This is a genomic window from Thalassolituus alkanivorans, from assembly GCF_020447205.1.
In the GTDB taxonomy this organism is placed as follows: domain Bacteria; phylum Pseudomonadota; class Gammaproteobacteria; order Pseudomonadales; family Oceanobacteraceae; genus Venatoribacter; species Venatoribacter alkanivorans.
Map to the genome: position 1 here is coordinate 117,314 of NZ_JAJAEL010000006.1, position 12,419 is coordinate 129,732.

The 12,419-nt window shown below is 52.9% G+C and carries 13 protein-coding genes and 1 tRNA gene; 8 read left to right on the forward strand and 6 right to left on the reverse strand.

The window, feature by feature from the left end; genetic code table 11:
• Positions 1–6: 6 nt before the first annotated feature.
• The 4 genes from LGT44_RS02475 (at position 7) to LGT44_RS02490 (ending at position 2,288) form a co-directional block, all read left to right on the forward strand.
• Positions 7–747: a flagellar brake protein gene (locus LGT44_RS02475; protein WP_145465846.1), complete on the forward strand. Its 741-nt coding sequence runs from the start codon at positions 7–9 to the stop codon at positions 745–747.
• A gap of 48 nt (positions 748–795) precedes the next feature.
• Positions 796–871, forward strand: a tRNA-Arg gene (locus LGT44_RS02480).
• A gap of 236 nt (positions 872–1,107) precedes the next feature.
• Complete coding sequence (locus tag LGT44_RS02485; protein ID WP_230330515.1) at positions 1,108–1,881, forward strand: hypothetical protein; 774 nt, start codon at positions 1,108–1,110, stop codon at positions 1,879–1,881.
• Positions 1,878–2,288, forward strand: coding sequence for an ICP22 family protein (locus LGT44_RS02490; protein WP_230330514.1), 411 nt, complete (start codon positions 1,878–1,880; stop codon positions 2,286–2,288). The genes LGT44_RS02485 and LGT44_RS02490 overlap by 4 nt, the downstream gene beginning before the upstream one ends.
• Before the next feature lie 37 nt (positions 2,289–2,325).
• Here the strand turns inward: LGT44_RS02490 and LGT44_RS02495 are convergent, their stop codons facing one another.
• The 3 genes from LGT44_RS02495 to LGT44_RS02505 are packed head-to-tail and all read right to left on the reverse strand — an operon-like array spanning position 2,326 to position 4,737.
• Positions 2,326–2,799, reverse strand: a complete 474-nt coding sequence (locus LGT44_RS02495) for a hypothetical protein (protein WP_225693461.1) — start codon at positions 2,797–2,799, stop codon at positions 2,326–2,328.
• The gene (locus LGT44_RS02500; RefSeq protein WP_230330513.1) at positions 2,796–3,506 is read right to left on the reverse strand and encodes an OmpA family protein; all 711 of its coding nucleotides are present in this window, start codon (positions 3,504–3,506) and stop codon (positions 2,796–2,798) included. The genes LGT44_RS02495 and LGT44_RS02500 overlap by 4 nt, the downstream gene beginning before the upstream one ends.
• A complete protein-coding gene (locus tag LGT44_RS02505) occupies positions 3,499–4,737 on the reverse strand; it encodes a hypothetical protein (protein ID WP_145465855.1) in 1,239 nt (412 codons plus the stop codon). The genes LGT44_RS02500 and LGT44_RS02505 overlap by 8 nt, the downstream gene beginning before the upstream one ends.
• A gap of 146 nt (positions 4,738–4,883) precedes the next feature.
• Between LGT44_RS02505 and LGT44_RS02510 the strand changes: the two genes are divergently transcribed.
• Genes LGT44_RS02510 through LGT44_RS02520 form a run of 3 tightly spaced genes read left to right on the forward strand, consistent with a single transcriptional unit; the run spans position 4,884 to position 6,623 of the window.
• Positions 4,884–5,204 (forward strand): YbjQ family protein, encoded by a 321-nt coding sequence (locus LGT44_RS02510; protein WP_230330512.1) that lies wholly within the window; start codon positions 4,884–4,886, stop codon positions 5,202–5,204.
• Positions 5,204–5,686, forward strand: a complete 483-nt coding sequence (locus tag LGT44_RS02515) for a YbjQ family protein (RefSeq protein WP_230330511.1) — start codon at positions 5,204–5,206, stop codon at positions 5,684–5,686. The genes LGT44_RS02510 and LGT44_RS02515 overlap by 1 nt, the downstream gene beginning before the upstream one ends.
• 1 nt (position 5,687) lies before the next feature.
• The gene (locus LGT44_RS02520) at positions 5,688–6,623 is read left to right on the forward strand and encodes a M48 family metallopeptidase (RefSeq protein ID WP_230330510.1); all 936 of its coding nucleotides are present in this window, start codon (positions 5,688–5,690) and stop codon (positions 6,621–6,623) included.
• A gap of 47 nt (positions 6,624–6,670) precedes the next feature.
• On the opposite strand, the gene trxB is transcribed toward LGT44_RS02520, so the two are convergent.
• Positions 6,671–7,624: a thioredoxin-disulfide reductase gene (gene trxB / locus LGT44_RS02525; protein WP_145465863.1), complete on the reverse strand. Its 954-nt coding sequence runs from the start codon at positions 7,622–7,624 to the stop codon at positions 6,671–6,673.
• A 481-nt stretch (positions 7,625–8,105) separates the two neighbouring features.
• Between trxB and LGT44_RS02530 the strand changes: the two genes are divergently transcribed.
• Positions 8,106–8,813 (forward strand): hypothetical protein, encoded by a 708-nt coding sequence (locus LGT44_RS02530; RefSeq protein WP_145465865.1) that lies wholly within the window; start codon positions 8,106–8,108, stop codon positions 8,811–8,813.
• 73 nt (positions 8,814–8,886) lie between these two features.
• Here the strand turns inward: LGT44_RS02530 and LGT44_RS02535 are convergent, their stop codons facing one another.
• Both LGT44_RS02535 and LGT44_RS02540 read right to left on the reverse strand, forming a co-directional pair.
• The gene (locus LGT44_RS02535; protein ID WP_230330509.1) at positions 8,887–10,554 is read right to left on the reverse strand and encodes a hypothetical protein; all 1,668 of its coding nucleotides are present in this window, start codon (positions 10,552–10,554) and stop codon (positions 8,887–8,889) included.
• Between the two features lie 93 nt (positions 10,555–10,647).
• A complete protein-coding gene (locus tag LGT44_RS02540) occupies positions 10,648–12,195 on the reverse strand; it encodes a hypothetical protein (RefSeq protein ID WP_145465869.1) in 1,548 nt (515 codons plus the stop codon).
• Between the last annotated feature and the right edge of the window lie 224 nt (positions 12,196–12,419).

Below are 12,419 nucleotides of genomic sequence, written 5' to 3' on the forward strand. Positions count from 1 at the left end.
AGGGCAATGTCTGAGGAAAAAAATCAAGAATACCTGCTCGATGAACCGGAAGATATTTACGGAGCATTGCGCAAAATCGTCCTGATGGGCACACCGGTTAAAGTACGGATTGACGGCAGCGACGAAGAGTTCACCTCCGCCATTCCACAAACAGACTTTAAAAGCCGCAGCTTTTTCATGGACAAAGTCATTCCGCAACATGGCAATGATCTTATCCGGGCGGGAAAACGCTTTCATATAGAATGCGACAGTCAGGGTGTGCGTATTGAATTCCGCATGACCGGCCGGCTGAAGTACCAGCCCCAGAAAGAACAATACCGTGCGGAGTTTCCTGAACAGGTTCTGTATCTGCAGCGCCGTACTGCCTATCGCGTCGCCGTTCCACCTGCGCACAACATTTTGCTGAAAATTAAAATGAACGATGGTGAAGGCGATTTGCTCGGTCGTCTGCTTGATCTGTCATCAAGCGGCTTCAAAGCTCACTTCAGCGCTAATGTTAAAAAACGCCTGGAAGAGCAGCGTGATTTTCCTATCGCGCGGGTAAGATTTAACAAAGAAAACACCATGGACTGCAGCCTGGAAGCCCGTCATATCATCAATGATGACGAAGGCAATACTATCTGCGGCTTTGCCTTCACCATGATATCGGCCATGGCACAACGTTACCTCGACCGCCTGATCACCGAATTTCAGTGGGAAGAGCGCCACCATAAAGACCTCGAAGAAGAATCTCTGGGCGACGTTTAACAACAAAGGCTGACAGCACCGCTGTCAGCCGTTAAAATGCCCGCCCTTCTCCCTATAGCTCAACAGGATAGAGCATCCGCCTCCTAAGCGGACGATCGGGGTTCGAGTCCCTGTGGGGAGGCCACCAGGCCTGCGATTTTCAGCACGATAACGGCAAACAGTCTGAGAACACCGGCGTCTGCCAAACCTTCTGATTAATAATTAATCAATTCCCTTGCATTCAGCCTCGCGTAAGGATCTCCTTTACTCATAATGAAAGATCCGCTGCTGAAGTTCCTCAGCCTCAGTATCTTGAATAAAGCGCCCATTTATTTTTTACTACTGACAAACTAAAAAGTATGCCCCAGCAGGAGTTCTTGTATGCGCAGTACCGGTTTGGCCGTCTTATCTATGTTTCTGTATTCGGCAACCTCTATGGCAGATTTACCTCACACATTTTCCGCGAATACTCCGGCCAGAGCTTCTGAAGTAAATGAAAACTTCGAATATCTTGCAGGGCAGATTTCTGATCTGAAATCCGGAGACACTAACCAGTCTGGTTTTCAGTGCTCAGATAATGCTATCGACATTCCCTATACTTACTCAAAAAAAACCGCACCGCTCGGAACATCATTCTACCTTGGTGATACCGAATACCGCTTAACCAAATACAAAGTTGTCGATCCTGTAAACGGTGATATTTATCACATCACCTACCCGTTTCAGGTAACAGAGAAAGATGATGGTAGTCGCTATGTTATGTTTTCTCCCGTGACCTTTATTCCCCTTGGGAGCAGCGACTATGTCTGCAATAACACCACTCTTTCCGGCTATCCCAGCGCCTACAATAAAAACATTGGCTTCAATGTAATCCGCAGCAAACATTATTCAAACTTCGGTGAAGATAGTCCCCATGAATTCAGAAACCACTATGAAAAGGCAAACGTATCGTTTTCAGCGAATGTGGTTCTCGGAAACCGGATTATGTCGCTTGGTTTTATAAGCAATACGCTAAGACAGGCAAAGAAAGTCGTCAGTATAGGGGATTACGATTTTACTGATGATGACGTCAGCGTTAATTCGGACTTTTCTGAGGAAATTACAGAGCTGAGTAACCTTCTGGATCACATTATCATTGAGAAGGTCAGCCCATGAAACTGGCTTTTATTCTTGTTTTCTTTCTGACCTTAACCGCCTGCGGTGGTGCTGGCGGTTCCGGAGACAGTACACCGGAAGACAATATACCAACGGATACAGACAACGGATCAGATAACTCCTCAGGCGGCGATACCGGCGACGGATCAGATAACTCCCCAGGCGGTGATACCGGCGACGGATCAGATAACTCCCCAGGCGGTGATACCGGCGACGGATCGGATAATTCCTCAGGTGGTGATACCGGCGACGGATCAGATGACTCCTCAGGCGGTGATACCGGTGACGGATCGGATAATTCATCAGGCGGCGATACCGGCGACGGATCAGATAACTCCTCAGGTGGCGACACAGACCAGACAGCAAGCTGGGATAAAGCCCGCTGGAATCAGTTTAACTGGCAGTAATCCGCAGAACAGCACGGCTTTCTGGCCGTGCCGGTTCTTATACCGGATAAAACGGATATTCCTGTTTAAACAGCTCCAGCGAGAATTGCTCCCTGATCTGTTCAGAAAACTCCGCACGCCGTAAGCGGCGTGCGTCCACGCCCTGATATTGCAGCACAGACAAACACTCAAGGCATACGCCTTCGGTCTTTTTAGCCGACAGCGCTCCGGTGCCAATCTGTAAACGATCCTGATGATGGCGCAACGCCTGCACTTTCTGACAATAGGCAAGATGATAATCCTGCTCATAAAAAAGCCAGACACGGGTGTTTTTAAAGGCCAGGGTTTTATCTTTTAAGATACGTAATGCCTGCCCTTCGGCAGTCAGCATGCCGTTATCGAGAGCTTCACGCTCGGCATAGGTCAGCTGACGGGCGGGATCGAATAATTCAAAGTTGCCCAAGGCATCGGTTCCCATGCGTTCACGCAGACGGTTAAAGCCTTCATCCTGAAAAAAGTCGGTAATCTTCACGGCAATACCCGATCCAGAATGGTGGCAATCCGCCCTTCTGCATCAGTGCGGACTTTAAACTCCACCCGTCGTGAGCGCTCGTCATTTTCCACACCGTTATCGTCGCGCACAACTTTGGCTGATGACAGGCCATTCGCTGTCAGGTGAGATTTAAGCCAGTCTTTATTGCCGCTGACATCCGGTAATTCGAGCACGAAACCCAGAGCAGAACGCGTACGCTTTTGTGATAAATCCATATTGCGGATATAGGCATCATCATCACTCAGTGCACCGTACCAGGCGCTGGAGGTATGGCCCTCTATACGCACCTCGAGAATATCGTCACGGTATTTTTCACGGGTAATAATACCGATATAACGAGGAAAAAAGTCCGCCAGTATTGACTGAAATTCCGGCTTAAGATCAGCGGCACCTTTATCGAACAGCACTTCGGTATTGTTAAAACGGAAGGTCAGGTCTTTATCCAGTTCCGCTCCCCAACGCTGCATATCATCAGCAAATTCGCTTTTTAAATCTTCGTATAACTGCACACGCAGATGATCGTACAGAATGGCGACGTCGCGTATTTTATCGCGCTCTTGTTCGACATTAATCATGAAGACAATGGAAATCAGCATAAACACCATCATCAGGCCAGCCATTAAATCGGAAACGGCAACCCAGTGCCCTTCCTGCTCTTTCAGCTGCTCCAGTTCATTTTCATTCATCGATCTGTTCTGCCATTTGCACCAGTCGTTGCAGTTTCTCAGTCAGTGGTGAGTAATCACTGACAAATTTTTCGGACAACGCGGTCAGCTGCATACCAAAGGATTTCAGGGCTTTATTCAGCTCCTCTTCCATACTCTCATCCAGCACCACCACCTGACGTTCAACCCGCTCGCCAATCCGTTGTAGCTGCTGCAGACTTTGCTGCTGCTGATCCTGTAAACGCTGGCCACTGTCGGTCAGATTCTGTTGCAGTTGCTGCTCAATGCTCTGCTGCATTTTACCCAGTTCATCAACCGCCCAGCGCTGCTGCATCTGTACGGCATCGGCCATTCCCTGAGTTAATGCAACAATACGGTCTTCAAGCTTCGGCAAACCATCGGCGGCGTGATTAACCAGGTCGGCCAGACTGCCAAGCTGTGACTGAAGATTCGCTCGCTGCGCCTCCAGACCATTCAGCAGGTCCTGCAACGACTCAGAAATACCGTTGAAAGCGTTGGCATGCTTTACCATATATTCGAACGCCTGACTGGCTTCCTGCATGGAGCCCGAGGTGCGCTCCTGTTCGGTAATCAGGGTATTTAACTGGTCTTTGTAATTCTGTTGCCACTCAAGCATGGCAATAACTGACTGGTTCAGGCGTTTGAAGTTATCGCCATACTGCTCATTAATTTTGGTATTGAACTCACGCATTACGGCTTCAATCGCATTAACCAATGCTTTAGCGTTGGCTTCTGCCATGCGTTCCTGATAGCTGTCGAGGGCACCAATCACCTGATTCATACGCTCCAGAGTCTGCAGATGCTGACGCTGTAATAAATGCTGCAAACCGTTTTCCTGCTCCGGATTCATCTGGTCGGCAATATGCTTCAGTGAAGCATCCAGATCGTCGATGGTTGCCACCCGCGTCTGATTGACTTCACGCCGTCCGGTCTGTGCCAGAGCAGCGCGGATTTTCAGTGTCAGAGCACCCAGCAACCCCACAATAGATGACCAGAACGCGGTTTTCAGACCGTCCATCAGCTTCGGTACACTGCCCTGAATATCAGTCGTATCAAAATGCCATAAGCCAAGAGCCACACCGAGGAACGTGCCGAAAATACCAATACTGGTCAGAATATTGGGGGCAATTTCAGCGGTGCGGTTGGAATAACGGTAAAAGTGGAAGAACAGGGACAGCGCCGCTATTGCGATCATCAGCCCCAGTGTCCATCCGGAAAACTGCTCCATCATGAGTATCTGCTCTCTGGCCAGAGTGAGGTTTATTCCCAACAAGTCTAGTTCATGTTGGTTGTTTTGCTTCCCGGCTATAAAAACCGCCATATTCCCTTTTTCTGCCCCACAGGGCTTAATAAGGCGACCAAACACAAGGAGCCAGTATGCTGATCAGTAATATGGAAGTCGTCCCCGGTAAAAAAATCGCCACCCATCTCGGACTGGTACAGGGCAGCACCGTGCGTGCCAAGCATGCAGGCCGTGACATTATGGCAGGGCTGAAAAACATCTTTGGTGGTGAACTCAAAGGCTACACCGAGCTGTTATCCGAATCCCGCGATGAAGCTCTGCAGCGTCTGAGCGAACAGGCCCGCGCTCTGGGCGCCAATGCGGTAGTCAATGTGCGCTTTTCTACCTCATCCATCGCCGCCGGCGCTTCAGAAATATTCGTCTACGGCACAGCGGTCATTGTGGAGGATCGCTGATGGGTCAGCTGATTGTCTTTCTGACGCTGCTGGCGCTGGGCTATGGCTTTGGCCGGCTGGCAGAATCACGTCATTACCGCAGCATTATTGCCCGCGAAGACGCCCTGCGCAGTCTGCTGGTACTACCAGACCGCATGCCACCCATTCAGTTTCAGAACCATGCCAGCACGCTGGTCACCGGCTCAGTGGTTATTTCGGTGGATTACTTTAAAACCGTTGCTGCAGGCTTACGTGGTTTATTTGGTGGCCGTGTGGGCGCCTATGAAAGCCTGCTGGATCGCGCCCGCCGCGAAGCCATTCTGCGCATGCAGGAAGAAGCGCAGAGCCTTGGAGCTGAGGCGGTGTTTAACCTCAAGTTCGAAACCAGCCGCATCGGCCAGAATGCCGGACAGGGGTTAGGGTCGGTAGAGGTACTGGCATACGGAACGGCTCTTATTCCAGCACCGGTTTCTGCTTCAGCTGCGTCGGTAGTGGCACGCTGAGATGAGCGTGCCTCCCTTACACAACCATGCGCCCAGGCGGGGCTCGCCCCTGCCACAGGGCAACCCCAAACTGCCCGAACAGATCAATAACCGTAACGAACATCCGCTCAAAGACTTTCTGCTGCTGGCCGGCGCACTGCTGGCTTTGATGTTCGTGCTGACCCTGCTGCTGGGCTGGAGTGCCCAGTGGCTGGGGCCGAAAATTCCTTATTCCTGGGAAAGCCGCTGGTTCTCCTCCGCCCCGGAAGCCGTATCCGGCGCCCTGCAGCCCACCACTCAGGACGCGCACGCTGCTGATACAGAACGCCAGCAGGCACTGCAGCAATTGCTGGACAACCTGCTCAGCCAACAAAGCGCGCCATTAAAGGTGCGGCTGCACTGGTTAGCGAATGAAGACACACCCAACGCCTTTGCCACACTCGGTGGCCATATCTTCGTGACCCGTGGCCTGTTAACTCAGGTGTCGTCGGAAAATGCTCTGGCCATGGTGCTGGCCCATGAATATGCCCACGTGGAGCAGCGTCACCCAATGACTCTGGCGCTGGAACAACTGGCAATCACTCTGCTTGGCAGCGTCATCGGTGGTGAAGGGGCGGCCAGCATGATCGGCCAGCACACCAGTCTGCTGACGCTGTTAAGTTTCAGCCGGGATATGGAGCGCAGCGCCGATCAGCGCGCACTTGAAATACTGCAAAGCCATTATGGCCACAGTAGCGGAGCCGATGAGTTCTTCCGTAATATGTTCGCAGAACACGATGAAAGCCGCTGGGCGCTGATGTTCCAAACCCACCCATTAACCAGCGAACGCCTGCAACAGATCAGTCAGAGCGGTTCAGTCGCCGTGCCTGTAACGACCAGCCAGCTGACGCCACTACCGGCTCTGCTGCAGCTGAATAGCGCAGCAGGCAGCAAAGACGCTCAGATTCCGCAGCCATAAAAAAGCCCGGACAATGCCGGGCTTTTTTATTCGGTCAGCAACCAGGATTACTTCAGGTTATCCAGGTAACGCTCGGCATCCAGTGCGGCCATACAGCCGGTACCGGCTGAGGTAATGGCCTGACGGTAGATGTGGTCGGACACGTCACCGGCGGCAAACACACCTTCAACACTGGTTTGGGTTGCATTGCCGTTAGAACCGCTCTGCACCACCAGGTAGCCGTCTTTCATTTCCAGCTGGCCTGCGAAAATGCCGGTGTTTGGTGAGTGACCAATAGCCACGAAGATACCTTCGAGCTCAATATTCTGGGTCTCACCGGTTTCACGGTTTTTGATGCGCATACCGGTTACGCCCATGTCGTCACCCAGTACTTCGTCCAGTTCACTGTTCCAGTGAATCGTCACGTTACCGTTAGCCGCTTTTTCCATCAGTTTATCGGCCAGAATTTTCTCAGAGCGGAAGCCTTCACGACGGTGAATCACCACTACCTCAGAAGCGATGTTCGACAGGTACAGCGCTTCTTCCACGGCGGTGTTACCACCACCAATCACGGCGACGCGTTTTTTGCGGTAGAAGAAACCATCACAGGTCGCACAGGCAGAAACACCTTTACCTTTAAAGGCTTCTTCACTTTCCAGGCCCAGATACTTGGCGCTGGCGCCGGTAGCAATGATCAATGCATCGCAGGTGTATTCACCGCTGTCGCCTTTCAGGCGGAAAGGACGCTGCTGCACATCAACTTCGCTGATCTGATCGAACACAATTTCAGTTTCAAAGCGCTCAGCATGGGCTTTCATACGCTCCATCAACTCTGGCCCCTGAACGCCCATGGCGTCACCCGGCCAGTTGTCCACTTCAGTGGTGGTGGTCAGCTGACCACCCATCTGCATGCCGGTGATGATCACCGGATTCAGGTTGGCGCGCGCGGCATAAACCGCAGCGGTGTAACCGGCAGGACCGGAACCCAGAATCAATAACTTAACGTGGCGTGCTGCGCTCATGCTGATGCGTCTCCAATGTCAGAATTCGGTGTCAATGGCGGCCATTATAGGGAGCAATGCCGCCGGGATAAATCGATGGACGATTTAAATGCCCGATAATGCCCGATACAGAGTGTTTATCCGGCAACAACAGCCTGCCGTTTACGGACCAGCCACGACAATTGCCCGCAGAGTAGCGGTAAAAAGCCCAGGGGGTAAATTAATATTGTCAATCTGCTCATCCATCCTGCCTATCACCGGGTTCCAGACCAGCAGCCCTGACATTCCTGTCTATACTCGCAGTAAGGGGAAAATATCCAGTCCCCGGCAACGTTCAGTTACAAATTGGCCTGCTTTTGTATTTCCGTTTAATTTCAATGAGTTAAAGAGGCCAGATGACAAATAAACGGTTTCCGTCAAAGTCCTTTTGTTGTTCCCTTTGCGCCACTGGGGCAGCATAACCGGACACGGAATAACAAGAACCCATAAAAGGTCGGCTAGCATGCAAAAGCGGCAAGAAATACAACAGCGCTCACGTCTGGGCACCCTGCTCATTCATAAAGGACTGATCACCCGCCAACAACTGGACGAAGCACTCACACTGCAGGCCCAAAGCGGCATGCGCCTTGGTGAAGTACTGGTTAACAACGGTTGGTTAACCGAACGTCAGCTCAGCAAAGCACTGAAGAAACAATCCCGTTATCGTCTGATTGCCGCCATCAGTGCCGTCCTGCTTGGCCCTATTCAGCCATTTATGGCCAACGCCAATGCCGCAACAGATAACAGCGCCATTGCAGAGCAACAGATTACCGAGCGCAGTGGCATGCAGATGATGTCCGACAGCGCAATGTCTGATATTACCGCTCAGGGCGCAATGACCAACTATGAACGCCTGCTGGATATCGTAAACAGTGATCTCGACAGCGATGATGCAGCCATTACCACGCTGGAAAGCCTGGCGTCATCATTGATTCCCGGCACCAACCTGCTGGATGCTGAAATGGAAGTGTCCGGTGTTGAATACGAACCCGGTCCACGTACCACCATCAATGCCGACGGTTCGCTGGAAGTACAGATGCCGACCACCATCAAGCAGATTGCCTTCCGCAACGTAAGAGTCGCTGGCTCTGAAGGTCAGCATATGGGCGATGTTATCATCCGCGATATCAGCTTTGGTGCCGGTACCAGCGTCAAAATTCAGCTGCGATGAATTACTGCTGCATTAGTGCACAGAGAAATAAAAACGCCGTATATACGGCGTTTTTTTATGCCTGTTATCTGCATTACTGAGCAAGAAAGCGCTGAATTAACATCGCCTTATCGGCATCGGCGCTGTCGCTGGCGATCTGATCCAGCTGACCACGCTGTGTCTGACTGAGTTTACTCACATCCATATTGGCCAGAATAGCCTGACTCACCAGGTTGGAGGTTTCCCCCTGCAGGTGTTCCAGCAACAGCGGATAATGCTGCGGATTACGACTCAGGGTCATTCCGGCGGCATAACGCTCACGACTCGACGATGAGCCCAGGTGAGCAATGATTTCAGGCTCCAGATTGGTCAGTCCGGCGTTATTGGCCGCCATAATGGCTGAGGCTGCCTGCGGGCCGTCCAGACGCTCACTTAACAACCGTGTCAGTTGTTGCTCCTGACTGCTGTTATCGCTGCCCTGCCGTTCGAGCTGACGCACCATACTGCCCATACTGATCAGCGCATTAGCCTGAACGTTAACGCTTTCCTGAGTATTGCGCGCCAGTGAATCCAGTGCGGAATACGCCCGCGGCGTAACCTGTCCTGAGGCAGACAGGGCCACCATCAGGCGTACTTTCTGCATATCCACCGCTTCACCGGCATCCTGTGGCAGGGTCTGCAATACGTCGAGCATAAAGTCTTCCGCCTCCGGCCGACCACTGATGCCGAGTGCAAAAATCAGATCGCGCCCGGCCTCATCACTGAGTTCCATCCCCCGACCCTGCAGAGCGTCGGCCAGTTCATAAGGCGAGAGGTTATCCAGCAGATATTCCGCGGCACGGATCAGGCGGGCGGTATTACGTTCTTTGGCAAAACCGGCAAACACTGCCCACATATCAGCGGCAGAATTCACCGGTGAAGCAAACTCGGCGGTACTTACCTGACGCATCTGCCAGCGCTGTGCAGCATTGGCACCGGCATTAAAGGTGTAACGGCTCAGATCGGCATACGGCGGAATAGCTTCAGCCTGAATACGGAACTCGATATAGCCCTGCTGCCCCGCCACCTGCAGCGCCTGACGCTCGGTGGATGTCAGCTGCTGCGGCAGACAACCACCATCGCTGACAATACGCCAGTCGCTGCGGTTAGCGGCAAAATCCCGGCTGAGCAGCGATAAATCGCTATCCGCGCGGAACACCGCCCGTTCACTGCCTGCACCCGTCTGGCGGTAACGGTATAAGCGCTGCAGCGAGTCATAGGCATAACGGTAGGTTTCGCCTTCATTACCTACCGACAGTCCTTTCAGCAGCTGGCTGATCACCACCAGCGGGTGCTGCTCCATCAGTCCCAGATCATTAAACGCCACAAACACCGCCCCCCGGGCACTTTGTACGCGGCTGAGATAGGGCAGATCCGGCAAGGTCGCCGCGCCATCGCCTTCATCAACCCGGATATCCGTGGCCACTGCACGGACAAGATCACCATTTGCCTGCTGCAGCTGAGTGCGGAAACTCACATTAGAGGCATACACCTGCTGACCATTCAGGCGCGACAGCACCTCAACCCGCACCCGGTATGCAGCCTGCAGTGGCTGACCCGCCGCACATTGCAGTGGTTGTGCAGTCTGGCTCTCATCAAGATCGGCCGCACTGACAAAGGCCGGTGGTTTGGTCGGCAGGGTCTGCAGATAAAGATAAAAACCTGCTCCGCTCAGCATCAGCAAAGCCAGCAGTGACAACAGAATTCGTAGCAACCAACGCATGATGATCAGGGCTCCGTTTTTGAGCAGTCTGTCTGTAAAAGCAAAAGGCCCTTCACAGGAAGGGCCTCGGGTTTACCGTTCAGGCAGCGTTACTCAGAAACTGAGCGGACGGCTGGCCTCTTTATCGAACAGCGTTTTGTCTTCGTGGTAACCGTCCCACTGCACATCGGCATTATCACCGAACGCATTGGTTTCGATACCGAAGACACGCAGGAAAGTATCCACATAGCCACGGCCGGAAGACAGCAGGCTGTGCAGGGATTCCTGCTTGTACATTTCGTAGCCTTCAGCACCGTTACGCATACCTTCTTCCAGCTGATAAGGCATTGCCAGTTCCAGAACCCAGACTTTGAATTCTGCGCCCAGCTGCAGCAGATCCGGAATAAAACTCAGGATACTGGTCACGCGCAGATAAGCTTCCGCCGACAGCCACAGATCCATACCCGGAGTCACCGCCAGCGCGGTGCTGTTGGCATGCTGTTTACCATCGATAATCAGCGGAGGCATGCTACGGTCAACCACAGAGGTCAGGGTCGCATCGGTGCTCATGGTGCTGCCCACAGTGCCGTACACACGGAACGGGATCAGCTCATAAACAGAGACGCTCATAATACCCAGATCCACACCGGCCATATTGTGCAGCACACTGTCGAACATGCGGGTGCTGGCTTTTACCGTTACGCTGGGCTTGAAATTCAGTGACGCTTTGGCCACTACGCCATCGTCTTCACAACCGGCCTGAGCCGAGAAATCCAGTACAACGGTCTGTGCCAGACTCGGTACGAACCAGGCGCCGCTGCTCACCGAATCCGAAATCGCGTTGAGGATCGCATCACCGGTCGCATCCACTGCCAGACCGCCAATGTTTACCGGATCAGGTACTGGCAGACCGAAGGCACCTTCAACTGCTTCCAGGCCGCAGACAATCGGCGCAAAAGACATATCGGTCTTCAGCTGTGGCTGCTGACCTTCCGGCACCACAATGCCGCTTTCGCCCAGATTGGCCAGAACATCAGCCTGCTGTTCAGCGGCCTGCTGGCGGATACGCTCGGCACTGTCGTTATTGGCAAAACGGCCAAAGCACAGCGGGCCAACCCCGGTAAAGGTATCGGCACAAGGCTCGTAGCACAGACCAGCCTCATTCACGGAACCCGGCGCACACTGCATAGCGATGCGAGGCTGAATCCAGGATTGTTTGGCACGGGTTTCCGGCCACCATTTCCACTGGGTACACAGGGCACCACCATCCGACCAGCCTTCCGGGCACTGTTCCCAGCACACGCCGGCAACAGAATCAAAGCCCGCCGGGCATTGCTCAGCACACAGGCCGGCATTGGCGTCATAGCCGGCCGGACAGGTATTGGGAATGGTACCGACACCACGGTTGTAGCTCCATTCAAAGAAGCTTGCCTGTACATCGGCAACGGTGGTGTTGATAGCCGCTTCAACCGCGCCAAACACATCGGCAGTTACCGACAGAAACTGGTTTCCGTCACTGCTCTGTCCGGTCACAGTCTGAATATTCATGGGGAATTGCACACCGGCATCGGCATCAGCCGCCAGTGTCATCGTTTCGGTCGCCGCCTGAACAGTCATAGCCGTCAGGAACAGCGGAGCCAGCAAACAGCGGATCCATTTCATTGTTATAGTCCTCAGGTGAGAGCGCCTGAGATTAGACAATACTGGAACCATAGTACAGCGTGAAAAGTGAACGATTCGCGCCGATGTGGTACTCAATTGCCAACTGGCCTGAAGAGCCACCTGAAGCGCAGAATCAGATGACAAAAGCGCGACTGACAGATGAATTTTTCATGGCTGTTTGCAGCCGGATTACCTGACCAGCGCAGACACAGGAGGATAAAAAA

Bases quoted from the DNA above. Each gene is read 5' to 3' on its own strand.
- LGT44_RS02530 (WP_145465865.1), top strand. From the start codon at position 8,106: ATGCAAAAGCGGCAAGAAATACAACAGCGCTCACGTCTGGGCACCCTG.
- LGT44_RS02510 (WP_230330512.1), top strand. From the start codon at position 4,884: ATGCTGATCAGTAATATGGAAGTCGTCCCCGGTAAAAAAATCGCCACC.
- LGT44_RS02485 (WP_230330515.1), top strand. From the start codon at position 1,108: ATGCGCAGTACCGGTTTGGCCGTCTTATCTATGTTTCTGTATTCGGCA.
- LGT44_RS02540 (WP_145465869.1), bottom strand. From the start codon at position 12,195: ATGAAATGGATCCGCTGTTTGCTGGCTCCGCTGTTCCTGACGGCTATG.
- LGT44_RS02500 (WP_230330513.1), bottom strand. From the start codon at position 3,506: ATGAATGAAAATGAACTGGAGCAGCTGAAAGAGCAGGAAGGGCACTGG.
- LGT44_RS02520 (WP_230330510.1), top strand. From the start codon at position 5,688: ATGAGCGTGCCTCCCTTACACAACCATGCGCCCAGGCGGGGCTCGCCC.
- LGT44_RS02515 (WP_230330511.1), top strand. From the start codon at position 5,204: ATGGGTCAGCTGATTGTCTTTCTGACGCTGCTGGCGCTGGGCTATGGC.
- LGT44_RS02505 (WP_145465855.1), bottom strand. From the start codon at position 4,737: ATGATGGAGCAGTTTTCCGGATGGACACTGGGGCTGATGATCGCAATA.
- LGT44_RS02535 (WP_230330509.1), bottom strand. From the start codon at position 10,554: ATGCGTTGGTTGCTACGAATTCTGTTGTCACTGCTGGCTTTGCTGATG.
- LGT44_RS02490 (WP_230330514.1), top strand. From the start codon at position 1,878: ATGAAACTGGCTTTTATTCTTGTTTTCTTTCTGACCTTAACCGCCTGC.
- trxB (WP_145465863.1), bottom strand. From the start codon at position 7,624: ATGAGCGCAGCACGCCACGTTAAGTTATTGATTCTGGGTTCCGGTCCT.
- LGT44_RS02475 (WP_145465846.1), top strand. From the start codon at position 7: ATGTCTGAGGAAAAAAATCAAGAATACCTGCTCGATGAACCGGAAGAT.